Origin of the sequence: Sphingobium sp. RSMS, assembly GCF_005406185.4 — a bacterium.
GTDB lineage: Bacteria > Pseudomonadota > Alphaproteobacteria > Sphingomonadales > Sphingomonadaceae > Sphingobium > Sphingobium fuliginis.
On sequence record NZ_CM191257.1, the window covers coordinates 3,636,097 to 3,655,009 of the forward strand.

Below are 18,913 nucleotides of genomic sequence, written 5' to 3' on the forward strand. Positions count from 1 at the left end.
CGTATCAGGGGACCGGATCGTAACCCGAACCGCCCCATGGGTGGCATCGCATTAGCCGCTTCGTGGCCAGCCAGCTACCCTTCACCGCACCATATTTGCCGATCGCCTGAATCGCATATTCGGAACAGGAGGGCGCATAGCGGCAGGAAGGAGGCAAAATGCGCGAAGGCCCAAGCTGCCAGAAGCGCGCGATCAGGATGAAAAGGCGGGCGATCACGGCCTATCCCTGCCATGTCTGTCCCTGCCATGTCTGTCCCCGCCATGTTCTTGCGAGGGCGGGAAGCCCGTTCCGCCGCTGCCTTCCGTCGCCACCTCGAATCCGGGTTCCTGCCTGCGCAGGGGCGCCCTATCTTTCGGAGGGGAAGGCCGCCCCTTCCTGCGCGGCGCCTCATCAACAGGCCGGCTCATCACCTTGCCCAGCGCCTTTTCCAGCTCCCGGCGAAGCAGGCCGAAGTCGCGCTCGATCCCTTCGGCGCGCCCGATCAGCACATGATCCGCTCCGGCTATGCCATGCGCCGGCAACAGCTCCCGCGCCAGAACGCGAAAGCGGCGCTTCATCCGGTTGCGGATGACAGCGCCGCCAATCTTTTTCGTGACCGTGATGCCGTACCGCATCGCCGGATCGCCGTCGCCGCGTTCGCGCACCAACAGGACAAAGCCTGGCATGGGCGCGCGCCGCCCGCGATTCGCCGCCAGAAAATCAGCGCGCCGGGTCATGACCGCAGGCGCGCGCTCAAGCGGCGCGTCGTTCAGGCGCTCAGGCTCTTGCGGCCGCGTGCACGACGAGCGCGCAGCACGTTGCGGCCGCCGGGGGTCGCCATGCGAGCGCGGAAACCGTGACGGCGCTTCCGAACCAGATTGCTCGGCTGATAGGTGCGCTTCATCGTTCATTCCTCAAAAAACTAAAAGAATCGGGCGTGACAAAAAAGGGCCGCCGGGCGGGCGGCCGCATGTCAGGGGGCGTCCGATAGGCAAAAGGGAGAGGCGAGTCAATGGCGGAGGAGAAGGTCGTGATGGTTTCGAGGACGGTTGAGCGCGATGTCGGATTCCGGTCAAGCGCTGTCGTCCGTGGATCATCATACCGCGGGAACCTGGCTCTCATGAGCCGCCTGTCTCATTCGAGTGCTTCGCAGAAGTACGGGGCACCTCAAGAGACGCACTTCAAGGAAAACGGAAAGTCAGCAAACCGCGCGGAAGCCGCCGCTTACTTCCCCCGCGCGGACGCCACCGCGGCCTTCAGGGCGTCATAGCCCACGGCCCCGTTCAGCACCTGACCCCCGATGACGAAGGTCGGCGTGCCGCTTGCCTGCAGTTTCTGCGCCAGCCCGATATTGGACTGGATCTCCGCATCATATTTGCCCCCCGCGATCGCCGCCTGCGCCGCCTTTGCGTCGATCCCGACCTTCGCCGCCGCCGCGAGGATCGTCTCATGCGTTACCTTGCCCGCTGCATAGAGCGCCCGGTGGAAGGGCATATACTGGTTCTTCTCCGCCGCCAGCAGCGACACCTTCGCGGCATCGATGCTCTCGTCGGACAGGATCGGCAGTTCGCGATAGACGACCTTCACTCTCTTGTCCTCACCCACCAGCCTGGCGAGATCGGGCAGCGACGCCCGGCAATAGCCGCAGGCATAGTCGAAAAATTCGACCACGGTCACATCGCCATTGGCGGCCCCTTCCCACGCGCCGGCATAGGGGGTCTCGATCGTCTTGCGACTGGCGTCGATCATGCCCGACATCCGCTTCGCCTGCAGCTTCTCGACGGCTTGCGGGATGATCTCGGGATGTTCCAGGATATAGTCGTGCACGATCTGCTCGATGGCGGCCTTGTCCCCGGCGTCGACGCGGCCCGTGCTCTGGGTGCCGAGCGCCGCGCCCGTCGCGGTGGCGGCGATGAAGGCGAAAACGCCAAGGGTCATCATGATGGTCCTGTTGGAAAGCGCTGCGCGAAAGCTGGGCCGCCTTTGGTCTGTCATCGTTTCTTTCGCTTCTGCTCGACGGCTGCGCGGGAAACCATGGCGATATCCTGCGCGCGCAGATAGTCAACCGTGCCCGGCTTCAATCCCTGCATCGCGGCGTCGGCGCTGCGCAGCGCCATCTGGTCCTCGCCCATCATCGAATAGCGTTCCGCCGTCGCCAGCGCGGCGCGGGGCAGGTCGCCGCGATGTTCATAGACCACGCCCAACTGGTACCAGGCGAAGGGATTTTCCCGGTCCCGCGCAATGGCGTTGCGCAGCACCTTTTCCGCCTCCGCGAAATTCGCGTCATTTTCCGTCGCGATCAGCGCATGGCCAAGCAGCGTGGCGATCAGCGGCTGGTTGGTGAGCTGCACGGCCTCCCGCAGCGGCGGGATGGCGTCGGCGGGCTTGCCGCTTTCCAGCAGCACCTGCCCCTTCAGTTCCAGAAAATAGGGATCGTGCGGCGCGGCGGCCAGCAGGGCGTCGACCTCCGCCAGCGCCTTGTCCGGATAGGCGCTCTTGTGCCAGGCATAGGCGCGGGCATAATGCGCCGGCAGCGACTGGTCGCTTTCGGGATATTTGAGCAGGGTCTGGCTGGGTTCCGACACGAAGCCCACCAGCTTCGCCTTGATCCTTTCGAACCGCGCCTCCAGCTTCGGGTCCATCGGCTTGTCCCAGGCGGGATCGACCGTATAGACTTCCCGCAGCACATTGATGCGCTCGCCTGAAAGGGGGTGGGTGCGGCCGTAACTGTCGTCCTGCGGAATGGCGAGGCGATATTCCTGGTTCTGCAGCTTCTTGAAGAATTCCAGGCTGCCCTTGCCCGAAACCCCCGCCTTGCTGAGATAGCGCGCGCCGGCAAGGTCGGCGGAGCTTTCCTGCGCCCGCGAAAAGGCCAGGAACTTGCCCATCGCCGCCTGCTGCCCCATGCCCAATATGCCCATGCCCGCTTCCGCGCCGCCCGCCGCGATCGCCGCCGCGCCCAGCACCAGGCTGAGCAGGGTGATGCCGGTCGCCTCCTTCATCCCTTCCCCGTAACGGATGACATGGCCGCCCTCGATATGGCCGAGTTCATGCGCGACCACGCCCTGCACCTGGTTCACATTGTCGGCGGCCGCGATCAGCCCGCTATGCACCCAGACATATTGGCCGCCCGCCACGAAGGCGTTGATATTGGGATCGTTGATGACCAGCACCTGGACATTGCGCGGCTCCATGCCGGCCGCCTGGACCAGCGGCGCTGACATGTCGGCCATGAACGCCTCTGTCTCCGCGTCCCGCAGGATCTGCTGCGCCGCGGCCGGGCGCGACAAGAGGGCGAGCGATGCGGCGGCGATGGCCGCGAAACGAAGCCAGCGCGCGGTCATGCGAGGATGGTTCGGCGTGCAGGGGCGGTGCGGGGCAGGGGAAGAGGCTCCATCGCTGACTGTCAATGCCGTCCAGGGGATGAACGGCAACTGAAAGGCGTTATGTAGCCCATAAAGCGGCAGGTCCAATAGGGGCTTTGGCGGGAAGCGAACACCCACTTTATCCCTCTCCCTGGAGGGAGAGGGCTGCGCAGACTTGGCAGCTTGCTGCCTAGTCGTAGCTGGGTGAGGGGGTGCGATCCAAAGGATCGCGTGGGCCGCAGGCCCGCTCCCCTCTCATCCAGATCAGCCCCGGCTCCTTCGTCGCCAAAGCTTCCCATCCTTCTCCTTCCACGGATAAGGAAGGTCCTGAAATAGCTGCAAAATCCCACCCGGGACTTCAGCCTTCCGAAAATGAAAACGCCGCCGTCCGGCCGCCCGAAGCGGCAAGACAGCGGCGTCTTTCCATCGCCTGTCGGCTTACTGGCCGAAGGTGCGCTGCCACCAGCCGCGGCGCGGTGCGCCATCGTCACCTTCGTCTGCCGCTTCGGCTTCTCCGTTCACGATGACCGTCTCCGCAGCCTCATCCGATGGAACGGCCTCGACGGGCGTTTCAACGGATGGCGCGGTCTCGATGGCAACGGCTTCCTCGACCACCGGATCGGCCTTCTTGCGACGCGTGCGCTTGGGCTTGGCCGGCGCCTCTTCGGCGGCGGGCGCTTCCGGTGCAGCCTCGGCAGCAGGTGCTTCCTCCGCCACCGGATCGGCCTTTTTGCGGCGCGTGCGCTTGGGCTTGGCCGGCGCCTCTTCGGCGGCGGGGGCTTCCGGCACGGCTTCGACGGGCGTTTCCACGGGAGCTTCGACCGCAACGGCTTCCACCGCTTCGGCGGCAGGTGCGGCGCTTTCCTTCGCCTTGCGTGCACGGGGGCGGCGGCGGGTCTTGGGTGCTTCTTCCTCGGCAAGGGCTTCGGGCGTTGCTTCCGCCACGGGCTCCTGAACGACTTCGGCCTCGACGGCTTCGACCGCTTCCTCGCTTGCAACCGAGCCTTCGCTCACCGCTTCCTCGCCGGCTTCGCGGCGGCGTCGTCCGCCCCGGCGGCCCCGGCGGCCCCGGCGACGGCCTTCGCCCTCCGCTTCGGCGGCGGCTTCGGCCGGAACAGCCTCGGTCTCGCCCTCGATCTCGGCTTCCTCTTCGGCGCTGTCGGCGTCCTCGCCAGCCTCGCCTTGGGTCTCCGACTCGGCGCGATGCTCGTCGCGCTGACCGCCGCGACGGCGACGACGGCGGCGACGGCGACGGCCGCCTCCTTCCCGATCATCGCCGCGATCCTCGCCCCGCTCGGCGCGTTCCTCCTGCGCGGCGTCGACTTCCTCGATCTCTTCCTCGTCCAGTTCCTCGATGACGTCGAGATCGTCATCCTCTTCCGCGATCGGCGTATAGTCGACCACCCGCTCCGGACGCGGCCCGCTGGCCTCGACCGACATGCGCGCGCCTTCGACCTCGCCATCGGGCAGGATCGCGATGCGCACGCCATAGCGCTGCTCGATCTCGTCCAGCTCCCGGCGCTTGTTGTTGAGCACGTAGAAGGCCGCTTCCTGACTCGCCCGCAGCGTGATCAGGCTGCCGCGACCGCGCGCCGCCTCCTCTTCCAGCATGCGCAGCGCGCTGAGGCCCGCCGACGAAGCGGTGCGGACCAGCCCCGTGCCTTCGCAATGCGGGCACTGGCGGGTCGATGCTTCCAGCACGCCGGTGCGCAACCGCTGGCGGCTCATTTCCATGAGGCCGAAGCCGGAGATCCGGCCGACCTGGATGCGGGCGCGATCGTCCTTCAGCGCCTCCTTCATCGCCTTCTCGACCTTGCGGATGTTGGAGTTCATCTCCATGTCGATGAAGTCGATGACGACCAGGCCCGCCATGTCGCGCAGGCGCAATTGACGCGCAATCTCCCGCGCCGCTTCCAGATTGGTGGCGACAGCGGTCTGCTCGATGCCATGCTCGCGGGTCGACCGGCCCGAGTTGATGTCGATCGAAACCAGCGCCTCGGTCGGATTGATGACCAGATAGCCGCCGGACTTCAACTGAACGACGGGATTGTACATCGCCGCGAGCTGGTCCTCGACGCTGGCGCGCTGGAACAGCGACACCGCGTCGGCATATTGCTTCACCCGGCGCGCATGGCTGGGCATCAGCAGCTTCATGAAGTCCTTGGCCGCCTTATAGCCATATTCGCCCTCGACGATGACCTCTTCGATATCCTTGTTGTAGATGTCGCGGATCGCCCGCTTGATGAGGTCGCTGTCATTGTGGATCAGCGCGGGTGCGTCCGATTTCAGCGTCTTCTCGCGGATTTCGTCCCACAGGCGCGCCAGATAGTCGAAGTCGCGCTTGATCTCCGGCTTGGTGCGCTGGAGGCCCGCGGTGCGGACGATGCAGCCCATGGTGGAGGGCAGGTTCATCTCCGCGATGATCGACTTCAGCCGCTTGCGGTCGGCGGCGTTGCTGATCTTGCGCGAAATCCCGCCGCCATGGCTGGTGTTCGGCATCAGCACGCAATAGCGGCCGGCAAGCGACAGGTAAGTGGTCAGCGCCGCGCCCTTGTTGCCGCGCTCCTCCTTGACGACCTGCACCAGCAGCACCTGGCGGCGCTTGATGACGTCCTGGATCTTGTAGCGGCGGCGCAGCGCCATGCGCTTGCGGCGCAGTTCGTCGGCGGCATCGTCGCCCTTGCCGCGACGGCCGCGGCCCCTGCCGTTATCGCCGCCATTGCCGTTCTCGGCCGTTTCCTCGCCATGATCCTCATCGTCATGATGATGGGTGGCCTCGACGACTTCCAGCCCGCCGTCGGCGGCGACATCCTCGTCATCCTCGACCTCGGCGCGCAGCGCGGCCTCTTCCTCCGCATGGGCGCGTTCCTCGCGCAGCAGCGCTTCGCGGTCCTCGCGGGGGATCTGATAATAGTCGGGGTGGATTTCGCTGAAAGCCAGGAAACCGTGCCGATTGCCGCCATAATCGACGAAGGCCGCCTGCAAAGACGGTTCTACGCGAGTGACCTTGGCGAGGTAGATATTGCCCTTGAGCTGCTTGTGCTCGGCCGATTCGAAGTCGAACTCCTCGATCCGGTTACCTTTGACGACCGCGACCCGGGTTTCTTCCCGGTGGCGCGCATCGATCAGCATACGCATTGTCATTTATTGTTCTCCGGCGCTGGCGGCCGACGGCACTGGGCCGGGCTGCCGCGCGATAGTAAGGGGGCGGCGCGAGTTGCTGCATCGCCCGGTTTGGCATGGAAAATTGCGTGTCTGCTGCCGGGGCAGGGCCGGACCATGTGCCGGACACCACCAACCACGCCGCATCGCCCGGGATCGGGTTCAGCGTGGATTGGAAATCATGCCTCATGCAGCGTCAACCTGTTCGTGCATCGGTTCCGGGCGTTGCCGCCCGCCGGTGCCATCGTGAATATCCCCGAAAGAACGTCGCCCGAAAAGGCGCGTCTCCAAGGAATGTGAATGGGTAGCAGTCAAAATGGCAAGGAGCAACGGCTCCTGGAAATATTGTTTCGCGTCGCGCCACTTTGACCCGAATGGCGCCAGGCGGTTTATCGCCCCTTATGTGAAGATGGTGTTAAGCCTGCCGTTCGGCAATGCTTGACGCATCATTCGGTTGTCGTTCGCCTGCGCGCGTGAAATTGCGCTGGACGGCGACGGGCCGCGCGGTGCACAAGCGGCGCATGCTCCAAAGTCTTGCGCTCGCAAGCATGATCCTTTCGGCCGTCCCCACTTCCGCCGACCCGCTCCATGGCGACCGGGCGAGCATGCGCTTCGACGCGCCCGCGCATATGGCGCCCCGTCCGGCGAAGCGCCTGCACAGCATCACCGTTCCCATCCCGCCGGTGGCGCGCGGCGTTTCCTTGCCCCCGGTGGAGGGACCGCGCGACGCATCCCGCCCGCTGGTCGTGATCGATGCCGGCCATGGGGGCCATGACCCGGGCGCCGTGAACCGCGACAATGGCGAGCGCGAGAAGGACGTGACGCTCGCCATCGCGCTGGCGATCCGCGACCAACTGGCGCGCTCGGGCCGCGTCCGCGTCGCGCTGACCCGCAATGACGACCGGTTCCTGGTGCTGCAGGAGCGCTACGGCATCGCGCGCCAGCTCAATGCGGACCTGTTCATCTCCATCCACGCCGATTCGGCCGATGACGACCAGGCGCGCGGCGCGACCGTCTACACCTTGTCCGAAACCGCATCCGACCGCGAGGCGGCCCGGCTGGCGGCGCGAGAAAACAAGGCGGATATGTTGAACGGCGTCAATCTGGGTGGCCAGCCCAGCGATGTCTCTTCGATCCTCATCGACCTGACGCAGCGGGAATCGATGAACCTCTCGGTGGCCTTCGCCCGGCTGCTCCAGCGCGAGGCGGCGCCCTATGTGCCGTTTCGCGGCACGGCGCACCGCTTCGCCTCGCTGATGGTGCTGAAGGCGCCCGATACGCCGTCGGTGCTGTTCGAGGCCGGCTATCTTTCCAACAGCGCCGACGCGGCTTTCCTGGCGTCGAAGGCAGGCCAGGCCGACATCGCCAAAGGCGTCGCCCGTGCGATCGAAGTGCATTTCGCCCGCAGGCTGGCGGTTGGTAACGGCGGTTAGGGCCCGTCCTTGCCGTCTTGCCGTCATGCTGAAACAGGTTCGGCAAAATCAGAACCGAGCCGCCAACGCACTCCGGCCTCACATGGGCATTCCACTCTGGCGCTTCCCCCATTTTGACCTTACAGCCTCGACCATCATGGAAGAGGCACGCCCCAAATACGCCGCATCGTCCTTTGCTCAGCGCCTGCGCCGCGGCGCGAGCGGCTTTGGGGAACGCCTCCGGCCCCATTGGGACAAGCGCTGGTTCCGCTGGATCGCGATCGGTTTCGGCGGTCTCCTCCTCGCCTATGCGCTGTTCTGGCTGGTCTTCGCGCGCGGGCTGCCCGATGCGGCGACGCTGCTGGAATATGAACCGCCCCTGCCGACCATCGTGCGCGACACCAACGGACAGCCGGTCCACAGCTATGCCCGCGAACGGCGCGTGCAGCTCCAGTATAGCGACTATCCGCCGCTCCTCATCCGCGCCTATCTTTCGGCGGAGGACAAGACCTTCTTCGAGCATCATGGCGTCGACATCCCCGGCTTCATCGGCGCGGTTTTCGATTATGCGACCAAGATCGGGTCGGGCCAGCGCGCCCGCGGCGGCTCCACCATCACCCAGCAGGTGGCGAAGAACCTGCTGATCGGCGACGAATATTCCCCCACCCGCAAGGTGAAGGAAATGATCCTCGCCTATCGCATGGAGGGGGTGCTTTCGAAGCAGCAGATACTGGAACTCTACCTCAACCAGATATTCCTCGGCCGCAACGCCTATGGCGTGCAGGCGGCGGCGCGCGCCTATTTCGACAAGGATGTGGCCGACCTCAAGCTGCATGAGATGGCCTATCTGGCGATCCTGCCCAAGGGGCCTGCCAATTATCGCCCGGAAAGCCCGACCGGCCATGAACGCGCACTCGAACGCCGCAACTGGGCGCTGGGCGAAATGTACAAAAATGGCTGGATCACGGAGGCTCAGCGGAACGAGGCGCAGGCCCAGCCGCTCGGCACCGTGGCCGCGCACGGCTCCAGCTTCGACGCCCGCGCCGGCGGCTATTATATGGAGGAGGTGCGCCGCCGCCTGATCCAGCTTTTCGGGGAGAAGGCGGAGGATGGCCCCAACAGCGTCTATGCCGGCGGCCTTTGGGTCCGCAGCCCCTATGATCCGAAGATACAGGATCTGACGACGACGGCGTTGCGCAACGGGCTGTTGCGCTTCGACGCGGGCAAGGGATGGTCCGGGCCGGTCGCCAGGATCGACATGGATCGCGGCTGGAAGCGCGAGCTGGCGGCGAGCTATATCGACGTGGACTATGCCGGATGGCGTGTCGCCGTGATCGTCAGCCGGGATTCCTCCGCGGCGCAGATCGGCTTTTCCGATGGATCGACCGGCACGCTGCCCGCAGGCGCCGCGCAACTGCCCTATCGCAAGACGGGCGGGCCGGCCTTCGCCGCGATGAAGCCCGGCGACCTGATCGTGGTGGCGCGCAACGGATCAAGCTGGGCGCTGCGCAACGTGCCCGAAGTCTCCGGCGGCATGGTGGTGGAGGAAACCCATTCAGGCCGCGTCCGCGCCATGCAGGGCGGCTTCGACAACCGTCTCTCCTCCTACAACCGAGCCACGCAGGCGATGCGCCAGCCGGGATCGACCATCAAGCCCTTCGTCTATGCCGCCGCGCTGGACAATGGCATGACCCCGGCCTCGATCATCGTCGACGGTCCCTTATGCGTCTATCAGGGCGCGGGCCTCGGCCAGAAATGCTTCCGCAACTTCACCGGGGGCAGCGCCGGGCCGCAGACCATGCGCTGGGGCGTCGAACAGTCGCGCAACCTGATGACCGTGCGCGCCGCCAGCCAGACCGGCATGGACCGTGTCGTGCGCACCATCAAGGCGATGGGGATCGGGGACTACCAGCCCTATCTCTCCTTCGCGCTGGGCGCGGGCGAAACCACGGTGGAGCGGATGGTGAACGCCTATGCCATGCTCGCCAATCAGGGACGGCAACTCAGCCCCAAGCTGATGGACTATGTGCAGGACCGGCGCGGCAAGGTGATCTGGCCGCTGCGCTGGCGCGCCTGCGACGGCTGCAATATGGCCAATTGGGATGGCAAGCCCATGCCCCGCTTCGGCTTCGAAGGGCGGCAGGTGATGAATCCCATGACCGCCTATCAGGTCGTGCACATCGCCGAAGGCGTGATCCAGCGCGGCACCGCCACCGTGCTGGCGGACCTCAAGCGCCCGCTGTTCGGCAAGACCGGCACCACCAACGGCCCGACCAATGTCTGGTTCGTCGGCGGATCGCCGGACATCGTCGCGGGCGTCTATATCGGCTATGACCAGCCGCGCAGCCTGGGCGGCTGGGCGCAGGGCGGCCGCGTCGCCGCCCCGATCTGGAAGGCGGCGATGACGCCGGTCCTCGAAACCATGCCCAAAACGCCCTTCATCGCGCCGGCCGGCATCCGCATGGTCACGATCGACCGCCGCTCGGGCAAGCGCGTCTATGGCGTCTGGCCGACCGACGAACCCAAGCCCGCCGTGATCTGGGAAGCGTTCAAGCCCGAATCCGAACCCCGGCGCTCGATCCGCAAGGAAGAGGTCGCCGCCCAGGACAAGGCCGCCGCCCGCATCGAAGCGACCGTCCAGCGCCGCCAGCGCACCGACAGCGACTTCCTGCAGGACCAGGGCGGGATTTACTGACAGGGCAGGGGGGGGGGGTCGCTGCCCTCCCTTTCCTTTGACCACGACATGCTGCCGCCAGGGCAGGAGCCGAGTCCTGCCGTCAGTGGAACACCGCATCGCCTGAACCGGGCTCTCATGAGTGCCTTCGCAGGAGCGCTTTGTGCTTAATGGCAGCCACTGTCGAACAGAGCGCCGCCTCAGTCCCTATCCGATCGCCTGTTCCGCCGGGATGTAGGGCAGTCCCAGCGCCTCCGCCACGGCCCGATAGGTGATCTGCCCGTTCCACACGTTCAGCCCGGCGAGCAGATGCGGGTCCGCCCGCAGCGCTTCGTTCCACCCCAGGTCGGCGATTCGCAGCGCATGGGGCAGGGTCACGTTGTTGAGCGCATAGGTGCTGGTCCGCGCCACGGCGCCGGGCATGTTGGCGACGCAATAATGAACGATGCCCTCGACGATATAGGTGGGGTCGTCATGGGTGGTGGGGTGGCTGGTCTCGAAACAGCCGCCCTGGTCGATCGCCACGTCCACCAGCACCGCGCCCTTCTTCATGGTCTTCAGCATGTCCGCCGAGACCAGCTTGGGCGCGGCGGCGCCGGGGATCAGAACCGCGCCGATCACCAGGTCCGCCTCCGCCACGCATTCGGCCAGATTGGCGCGGTTGGAAAAGCGCGTCTTCGCCCGCGCCTCGAAATGAATGCCCAGCCGCTCCAGCACTTCCGGGCTGCGGTCGAGGATGGTGACGTCCGCGCCCAGACCCGCCGCCATCTGCGCTGCGTTGAAGCCGACCACGCCGCCGCCGATCACAGCCACCTTCGCGGGCAACACGCCGGGCACGCCGCCCAGCAGCACGCCTCGCCCGCCATGCGCCTTTTCCAGCGCGGTCGCGCCGGCCTGGATCGCCATGCGGCCGGCAACCTGGCTCATGGGCTTCAGCAGCGGCAGCCCGCCATGAGCGTCCGTCACGGTTTCATAGGCGATGCCGATCGCCCCCGACGCCATCAACTCCCGCGCCTGGTCGGGATCGGGCGCCAGGTGGAGATAGGTGTAGAGGATCTGGCCGGGGCGCAACAGGGCGCGCTCCTCCGGCTGGGGTTCCTTGACCTTCACGATCATCTCCGCCGTCGCGAAAATGCCGGCCGGGTCGTCGACGATCTCCGCACCCGCGCGGGCGTAGAGGCCGTCATGCGCGCCGATCCCCTCCCCCGCGCCGCTTTCCACCAGCACGCGGTGGCCGTGGGCGGTCAGCTCATGCACGCTCTCAGGCGTCAGGCCGACGCGATATTCGTGATTCTTGATCTCCCTGACGGTGCCTACGATCATGACCATCTTCTCCATCCTTGCCGGCGAAGCTGTAATGTCCGTCAGATAGGCATCGTTCCGGCAATTTGCCCGTTGCGGCGGAATGGAGCGTTCAGGGCGCCTCCCGCACCGGCACCGGCGCGTTGCAGAGGTCGACACCGCCTGCGGGACGCTCGTAGAAATCATCCTTCCGGTTCGCCCGCAGGCGAAGATAATCGGCAAAGCTCCGCGAGCCGACGTCCATCACCTGATAGCGTGGCCGCTGCGATTCCGGCAGGTCGCTGGCGAGGCGGACGGAGAGGATCGGCAGGCGCTTCTCCCCCGTGGCATAGAAGCCGAGATCGCCGGAGCCGCGCGGCAGGCTGGCGAGCAGGTCCATGCCTTCGATCACCCGGCCGACGACCGCGATATTGCGGTCGAGTTGGCGCGGGGCCTGGCCGATCACGGCGTAAAGCTCGGCGCCGGTTCCCGCGTCCGGGGAAAGGTTCCGCGCCACCCCGACCATGGCATAGCAATGGGGCAGCCAGGCCGACGCCTCGTCCATCGCGACCGGCCAGCCATTGATGAAGCCGGTGCGCGGGGCATAAGCGTCCGGATAGGGCAAGGGTGTCACGGGCGTCTTGAGGGCTGCGAGGGGGCGGGCATAATCCGCCCCGATGTCCGTGGCGATGCCGGAGGGCAGGGCTTTCTTCTCGGTCACATCGCCCCATTGGGCGACATAATTGTCCTGCACGCGGTAGACGCTTTCGCCATCCCACCAGCCCGCGCGGGCGAGTGCGCGGATATTGGCGACGTGGGCGGGCGCGAAATCGGGCGCGAGCTGGATGACGACGCGCTTGTCGCCCTCGACCGTCATGACCAGCAGCGTATCGGCCGCGATGGCCTGCCATGCGCTGGCGGGCGCCTGTGCGACGATGGCGGACGGGGTGGCTGGCGCATCGGCGGCAAGCGCCGGGGAAGGCAGGAAAAGCGCGGCCAGGAAAGCGAGGGAACGGATTTGCATGCTGCAATCAAGCATGGGAGGGAAATGAAAGTAAAGCATCCCCTTGCCTAGCGCGCCGACGCACGATAGGGAGCCGCCTCCAGTGCAATGCGGAGCGGTGGCCGAGTGGTCGAAGGCGCTCGCCTGGAAAGTGAGTATACGTCAAAAGCGTATCGAGGGTTCGAATCCCTCCCGCTCCGCCACTTCGGTATAAAACCGGGAACGCCGATTCCCGCCGATTTCCCTCCCTTAGTGGCTATCAGCGCCCTCAACAGCGTGTTTTTGCTGCCGTTGATGTAGATCGCATCGTCCGCGACCTCGACATGCTGGGCGAAAGCCCGGACGTGATCCCGCCGATAGCCGCCCTTTTCGAGCCGAAGCCCGGTGCGCGCCTCGCTCGCCAGTTCTCGCACGGCCGCGCCTGTGAGGCCCTTATGAGCCGAGTTTTTCAGCATGGCTTCGGTCCTCACCGCGTCGGCCCGTGCCTGATCCCGTATCGCAGTAAGGCCCGCGATGCGTTCGCTAAGGGCGGATTCGGCCGGGTCGAGCGAACCCGCCTCGATAGCATCGTAGAGCCGCTTTAGCCGCATGTCGGCCTCGGCCGCGCGCTGGTTCAATTCGGCGATGTGCTGGCCGCGCCGCTCGACGCTCTCCTGCCGGCGATCCAGCAGCGAGGCGAGCACGTCTTCGATCCGCTCGGGGTCCAGTAGCCTTTCCTCGATATGGCTGACCACGATGCGGTCCAGCTTGTCCATGGGGATCGCGCGGCCCTTGCAGCCGGTTTCGCCCTGCCGTGCCCGAATCGAGCAAGCATAATAGCGGTAGCGGCCGTTCTTGCCGGTGCGCAGCGTCATGGCCCCGCCGCAATTGCCGCAATAGCAAATGCCAGTCAGCAGGTTCGGGCCGCTGACGACGCGCGGCGGCGTCACCTTCGGATTGTTGACCTGCAACCGCTTCTGCACCGCCTCGAATATCTCAAGGTCGATCAGCGGCGGCACCGCGACGGTGACGACTTCTTCCTCCGGCTTCACCTCGCCTTTCTTGGACCGGCGATTGAACCGATGTTCGCCGATGTAAGTGCGGCGAGTCAGGACGCGGTGAAGCTGACCGATGCCCCAACGCCCGCCGCTGCGGGTGAACATGCGGTTCCTGTTGAGGTAGCTGACGATGTTCTTGACGCCCATGGGGCCGGACGTGCCGTCGCCTTCCGATGCTAGGCGGAAGATCAGCCGCACGGTGTCGGCGTGCAGCGGGTCGATTTCCAGCTTCTTCTTCATCTTCGTGCCGCGCTGCTCGGCATCGACGACGCGGTAGCCGATGGGTGGCAGCGAGCCGTTCCAGAAGCCTTGCCGGGCGTTCTCCTTCAAGGCGCGCAGGACGTGCTTGGCGTTTTCCTTCGACTGGTATTCGTCGAACAGTGACATGATCCGCCGCATCATTTGGTGGATCGGATCGTCACCAAGTTCCTGCGTCATGGATACGAGCTTGACGCCGTTCTTTGCCAGCTTCCGGTAATAGTATTCCATTTCAAATTCGTCGCGGAAGAAGCGCGAGAAGCTATGCACCACCACCACGTCGAACGCTGGAGGCTTCGACGTGCCGGCTTCGATCATGCGCTGGAACTCGGGGCGGCGGTCGTTGGTCGCCGATGCGCCCGGCTCGACGAAGGTTTCGACAAGCTGATAGCCGCGTTGCTCGCAATAGGCTTCGCCCTGTCGCTTCTGGTCGGGGATCGACACGTCATGCTCGGCCTGCCGTGCCGTCGAGACGCGCAGATAGAGCGCGGCGCGCAGGGCGACGTGCGGGGAATGAATGTTCATAGCGCGCCTCCTTTCGCCGCGCGGCGTTCGAGCAAGGGCAAGTCCAGCTCGACACGATCATGCAGCACCTTGGGCACGACTTTCTGGCCCTCGCCGGGGTCCATGCGGATCAGGCCGTAGCTCGCCATCTTCTTGAGGGTGCGGGACAGGCTGGGCTTCGCCCGCCCCGTGATCCGCGACAGTTCCTCCAGCGAGCCGGGCGACTGCTCGTCGATGACGCGCAGCAGCTCGCGGTTCCCGCTGGAAAGGAGTTGCGCAAAGGATTCCATGGAAGTGAACCACACCTTCGGATCGCCCGCCGCCGGCTTTTCCTCGCCGCGCGCGATCCGCATGGTGCGGGCCTTCATCTCGTCGTAACCGGCAATCCCGACTTTCAATGTGGTCATGTTACGCCTCGCTCCTTCAATACCGCGTCCACCGCCTGCCAGAAGTCGGCCAGCAGCGTGGCCGCATCCTCGTAGGCGTAGGGCTTCACGGTCTGGAGGCGGTGCCGATGGTCCATCGGCTCGCCGCGCTTCCCCCGGCCGACCGGATGGGCGTTATCGAAGCCGACCAGCCGTTCGCCCGAAGGCCCATGAAGCGTGAGCGAGTAATCGAGGCCGTGCGGCTTTTCCGGCGAGGCCGGAACACGGGTGACGATGAACTTCACCCAATGGCCGCCCTCGGGATCGACGACAAGCACCTGACCGTCGAGGTCCAGAAGCACGTCGAGGCTCTGGTCACGATCCTCGCTCATGGCTTACTGTTACCATCTGATGTTAACGATGACAAGCCCTTATTGTCAGGATCGGCGTCGATGGGGCCGAACAGGCGGTCGAGCACATGGCCGAAATACCGCTCGAAGATTTGCAGTTCTTCCTCGGTGATCGGCACCTTCTCGGGCCAGTCGTCGAAGACCGGCAGCGTCTCAACATCGACGATGCGAAGCGGCGAGCTGCGGCGTTCCCGGCCGTCTGGCGTGGGTTCGTCGGCGTAGTCGAAAAGATCGTCGGGAAGTGCTTCGGGGACCGGGTGTCGCGGTCGCCCTTTGCGGGCGCGACGGCGCTCTGCGCACATGGAATCCTCCTTGGTTCTGGTGGATTCCGGGGCGCTATTGGCCCCGGAATTAGGCGAACCATGGAGGGCAGTCGGCGGCCTGTAGCGTGCCGTATTTGCGCCTATGCGCTGGCGGCACCCCTGCCGGAATGGGGTTAGCTGGAGGCTCGCCGCGCCTTGGCGAAACCGCGATCCGTGGCGATGAAGTGTTGAAGCATCGGCACGATGAGTTTGGCGGGATCGGCGACGGGCTGGCCGCTCTGGCGGGCCAGCACCTCGGCATAGGCGATCAGATCGCGGTTGAGCGTTGCGGGCAGCTCCAGCATGACCTTCACGGGCTTGTCGTCGGGCAGCGGGCCAAGTTTCAGCTTGGTCATGGTCAACCTCCTGCCGGCTCGAATACAAGGTCGCGGGTGACGATGATCCTGACCGGGAAGCCGGGCCGGATGGTGAGCGTCGGCGCAACCTGCAACTGGCGCTGCACGATCTGCTGGCCCGCCTGATTGACGGTATCCTGCGCCCCATCGCGGATAGCTCGAACAAGCCGGTCCTCGTCGCTCGTCGCCAGCTCCGTGCCGACTGCGAGCAGCATGGATAGCCCTGCGGCCTTCATCAGATCCCACCAATGATAATCGACGCCATCCTCAAGGCCGGCATAGCCGCTGGCGTCCGCGCCCGGCAGACGCTCAAGGACGATGGAACGGCCTCCCGGCAGGATCAGGCGATTCCACACCAGCAACACGCGGCGCTGGCCGAAGGTCACGCCATCATCGTATTGACCGATGATGCGCGTTCCCTGCGGGATCAGGAGCAGCGAGCCGGTTGGGCTGTCATAGACGTTCTCTGTCACCTGCGCGGTGATCTGGCCGGGCAGGTCGGAACGGATGCCGGTGATGAGCGCGGCCGGGATCACGGCCCCGGCCTGAAGGATATACGGCGATGCCGGCGGCGCGACGCGATCCGGAGCGACTGTTTGCCGGTCCACCGGCCCATTGAGAAACGCCGCGTGGCGGTCCTGTGTCGCGGGCTGCCCGCCGAGGCCAAGCCCGGCAAGGCTGGGCATGGCCGTTCCTGCCGGCGCTCCCGTGCGTGGGCCGGACTGGAAGAACACATTGCTCAAGCGCGCGGCTTCTTCCTCGGCCCTGCGGCGTTCTTCCTCGGGATCGACGGCGGGCGTCGTCATGACAGAGGGCGTGACCGGCTGTCCCCTTGTCTGCGCGTCGAGGATCGGGCGGCCGAGGTCGCCGGGCAGCGCGGGGCCGAGCAGCGGCCCGCTGTAGTCGCTCGGCAAGCCGGACAGGCCGTCCGCCGTGGGGCGGTTCTCGGTCGAATAGAGTTCGTCACCTCCTGATCCTGCATCGCGGGTCTGGAGCGCATAGATCAGCGCGCCACCGATGCTGAGAAGCGCAACCGCGCCGACGCCTGCCAGCATCTTGCGGGAAAGACGGGTGACGCTGGGCGTTTCGGCGCGCAGGCGCATGGGGGCGGCGGTATCGGTATCGCTCATGAGGACGATCCTCCCGTGGTCGTGCTGGCTGGCTCTGCTGCGGCCTGCGTCGGGTTGGTGCGGACGATCCTGACGACCTGCTGGCGGTTGCCGCTGCCAAGGCGCAGCTCGGCCGCGCCAAACAGCCTGTCCACGATCAGGATGTTCTGATGGATTCGGCTGTTGACGATCTGCGGCTCGCCATTGGAGCCGAGCACGAAGATCGGCGGCATCTCGCCCTGCACGATCCCGGCCGGGAAGACGACATAGACGCGGCGTCCATCGTCGAAGACGGAGACGGGCCGCCACGGCGGGCTATCGCCTGTCAGGCCGTAGCGGTAGTTCCTCGCAGCCTCGGCCGGGATGACCGGCGCGGCCGGAACCGTCTGGCGCTGGCCGGGCGGCGGGGCGGGATAGGCCCATGCCACGGCGGGCATGTAGAGCGATTCCCGCGCGCGCAGCTCGAGCATGTAAGTGCGCCGGTCGGTGGTGACGACAAGGTTGGTGGAAATATCCGGCCGCGTCGGCTTCACGAGGATATGGACACGGCGGTTTGCACCGCTGCCGCTCTCGGTGTCGCCGATGATCCAGCGAGCGGTGTCGCCCGCCGCGATCGGCCCCGCGCCTGTCAGGCTCTCGCCCGGCTCCAGCGCAATGGTCGTGATCTGCCCGACTGCGGCATAGACCTGATAGAGCGCGCCTTCCGACCACGGATAAATCTGGATGGCGTTGTAGTAGCCTTCCCGGCGCGGCTCGACGCGGGCGGCGGCATTGGCGTTCTCGACGCGCCCGGTCGGCGTGCCTGCGGCGGTGCCGCCCCGCGCCACGGTCCATGCCGGGGGTACATGCAACGGCCGGGGCGTGTTGTCGGTCGCCGCCGCCTGCACGGTCGGCAGCGGCGGCACGCTGGCGTCATAGCTGAATTGCGGCGTCCGGTTGGTGGCGCAGCCTGCAAGCATGGTGGCCGAAAGCAGCACGGCCGCGATTGCCGGGGTGCGGGTGGTCGTCCTCATTGGCTCATCTCCCGCGACCACGAAATTGCATTGACGTAGATTCCCAACGGGTTGGCGCGCAGGCGCTCGGCGTCGCGCGGCGGCTGGATGACGATGGTGAGGATGGCCGTCCATCGTTCCGTGGTGGAAAGCTGGCCGTTCTCAAAATGGCGTTCGGTCCACGCCACGCGGAAGCTGTTGGGCGATGCCCGGATGACGCTCGACACCTCGACGGCGACCTGCTGACGGCCGACCTTAGCAAAAGGATCGTTTGCCCTCGCGTAGTCGTTCAATGCCGCCGCGCCGCGATCCGTGGTCCACTCATAGGCGCGAAGCCAGTTCTGGCGGACAATGATCGCGTCGGCCGGGATCGCACGCACCTGCTCGATGAAGCGGCCGAGATGGAAAGCAATCTGCGGATCGGTCGGCCGATAGTCGGCGTTGGCAGGCGCGACGGTCTGCGCCTGACCGAGATTGTCCACTTGCACCACCCAAGGCACTACGGTCCCGCGCGCGGACTGCCAGACCAGCGCCGAGGCGAAGCCGGCCGAAAGAATCAGCGAACCGAACGCCATGTAGCGCCAGTTCCTCGCCTGCACGCGGGCCGAGCCGATACGCTCGTCCCATGCCTGCGCGGCCTTCTGATAGGGCGTCTCGGGTTCGGGCGATTTGCCGTAGTGGGTTGCTGGTCGTTTGAAGATGC

At 65.9% G+C, this 18,913-nt stretch carries 16 protein-coding genes, 1 tRNA gene and 2 pseudogenes; 3 read left to right on the top strand and 16 right to left on the bottom strand.

The window, feature by feature from the left end:
* Window positions 1-4: 4 nt before the first annotated feature.
* The 6 genes and pseudogenes from yidD to EGM87_RS17725 form a co-directional block, all read right to left on the bottom strand.
* Window positions 5-217: a membrane protein insertion efficiency factor YidD gene (gene yidD / locus EGM87_RS17700; RefSeq protein ID WP_025551802.1), complete on the bottom strand. Its 213-nt coding sequence runs from the start codon at window positions 215-217 to the stop codon at window positions 5-7.
* 125 nt (window positions 218-342) lie between these two features.
* A pseudogene (rnpA, locus tag EGM87_RS17705) lies at window positions 343-717 on the bottom strand (ribonuclease P protein component); the annotation flags it as partial.
* A 32-nt stretch (window positions 718-749) separates the two neighbouring features.
* A complete protein-coding gene (rpmH, locus tag EGM87_RS17710) occupies window positions 750-884 on the bottom strand; it encodes a 50S ribosomal protein L34 (protein WP_007683189.1) in 135 nt (44 codons plus the stop codon).
* Window positions 885-1,204: 320 nt separating this feature from the next.
* On the bottom strand, window positions 1,205-1,975 hold the full coding sequence (locus EGM87_RS17715; RefSeq protein ID WP_025551798.1) for a DsbA family protein: 771 nt from the start codon (window positions 1,973-1,975) through the stop codon (window positions 1,205-1,207).
* Entirely contained in the window at window positions 1,972-3,324 is a 1,353-nt protein-coding gene (locus EGM87_RS17720) for a M48 family metalloprotease (protein WP_048577045.1), read from the bottom strand. The genes EGM87_RS17715 and EGM87_RS17720 overlap by 4 nt, the downstream gene beginning before the upstream one ends.
* A 459-nt stretch (window positions 3,325-3,783) precedes the next feature.
* Entirely contained in the window at window positions 3,784-6,489 is a 2,706-nt protein-coding gene (locus EGM87_RS17725; RefSeq protein WP_216614568.1) for an Rne/Rng family ribonuclease, read from the bottom strand.
* Between the two features lie 452 nt (window positions 6,490-6,941).
* On the opposite strand from EGM87_RS17725, the gene EGM87_RS17730 reads away from it, so the two are divergent.
* Window positions 6,942-7,940, top strand: a complete 999-nt coding sequence (locus EGM87_RS17730; protein WP_410483101.1) for an N-acetylmuramoyl-L-alanine amidase family protein — start codon at window positions 6,942-6,944, stop codon at window positions 7,938-7,940.
* Window positions 7,941-8,076: 136 nt separating this feature from the next.
* Entirely contained in the window at window positions 8,077-10,614 is a 2,538-nt protein-coding gene (locus EGM87_RS17735; RefSeq protein ID WP_048577065.1) for a penicillin-binding protein 1A, read from the top strand.
* A gap of 186 nt (window positions 10,615-10,800) precedes the next feature.
* On the opposite strand, the gene ald is transcribed toward EGM87_RS17735, so the two are convergent.
* Window positions 10,801-11,916, bottom strand: a complete 1,116-nt coding sequence (gene ald / locus EGM87_RS17740; protein ID WP_025551745.1) for an alanine dehydrogenase — start codon at window positions 11,914-11,916, stop codon at window positions 10,801-10,803.
* Between the two features lie 91 nt (window positions 11,917-12,007).
* Window positions 12,008-12,937: a peptidylprolyl isomerase gene (locus EGM87_RS17745; protein ID WP_137709425.1), complete on the bottom strand. Its 930-nt coding sequence runs from the start codon at window positions 12,935-12,937 to the stop codon at window positions 12,008-12,010.
* Between the two features lie 52 nt (window positions 12,938-12,989).
* On the opposite strand from EGM87_RS17745, the gene EGM87_RS17750 reads away from it, so the two are divergent.
* Window positions 12,990-13,080 (top strand) — tRNA-Ser (locus EGM87_RS17750).
* A 576-nt stretch (window positions 13,081-13,656) separates the two neighbouring features.
* On the opposite strand, the pseudogene EGM87_RS17755 reads toward EGM87_RS17750, so the two are convergent.
* The 8 genes and pseudogenes from EGM87_RS17755 to trbF form a co-directional block, all read right to left on the bottom strand.
* Window positions 13,657-14,697 (bottom strand): annotated as a pseudogene (locus EGM87_RS17755) (recombinase family protein); the annotation flags it as partial.
* Complete coding sequence (locus tag EGM87_RS17760) at window positions 14,694-15,083, bottom strand: HVO_A0114 family putative DNA-binding protein (RefSeq protein WP_137709424.1); 390 nt, start codon at window positions 15,081-15,083, stop codon at window positions 14,694-14,696. The pseudogene EGM87_RS17755 and the gene EGM87_RS17760, both read right to left, overlap by 4 nt.
* Window positions 15,080-15,433, bottom strand: coding sequence for a toxin-antitoxin system TumE family protein (locus EGM87_RS17765; RefSeq protein WP_137709423.1), 354 nt, complete (start codon window positions 15,431-15,433; stop codon window positions 15,080-15,082). The genes EGM87_RS17760 and EGM87_RS17765 overlap by 4 nt, the downstream gene beginning before the upstream one ends.
* Window positions 15,430-15,753 carry a hypothetical protein gene (locus EGM87_RS17770; RefSeq protein WP_137709422.1) on the bottom strand — a complete coding sequence of 108 codons (324 nt, stop codon included), beginning with the start codon at window positions 15,751-15,753 and terminating at the stop codon, window positions 15,430-15,432. The genes EGM87_RS17765 and EGM87_RS17770 overlap by 4 nt, the downstream gene beginning before the upstream one ends.
* Window positions 15,754-15,887: 134 nt before the next feature.
* On the bottom strand, window positions 15,888-16,109 hold the full coding sequence (locus EGM87_RS17775) for a DUF2274 domain-containing protein (protein WP_137709421.1): 222 nt from the start codon (window positions 16,107-16,109) through the stop codon (window positions 15,888-15,890).
* Between the two features lie 2 nt (window positions 16,110-16,111).
* Complete coding sequence (locus EGM87_RS17780) at window positions 16,112-17,212, bottom strand: TraB/TrbI/VirB10 family type IV secretion system protein (protein ID WP_503345425.1); 1,101 nt, start codon at window positions 17,210-17,212, stop codon at window positions 16,112-16,114.
* 23 nt (window positions 17,213-17,235) lie between these two features.
* Window positions 17,236-18,231: a P-type conjugative transfer protein TrbG gene (trbG, locus tag EGM87_RS17785; RefSeq protein ID WP_137709419.1), complete on the bottom strand. Its 996-nt coding sequence runs from the start codon at window positions 18,229-18,231 to the stop codon at window positions 17,236-17,238.
* Window positions 18,228-18,911 (bottom strand): conjugal transfer protein TrbF, encoded by a 684-nt coding sequence (gene trbF / locus EGM87_RS17790; protein WP_503345426.1) that lies wholly within the window; start codon window positions 18,909-18,911, stop codon window positions 18,228-18,230. Before trbF ends, trbG begins: the two co-directional genes overlap by 4 nt.
* Between the last annotated feature and the right edge of the window lie 2 nt (window positions 18,912-18,913).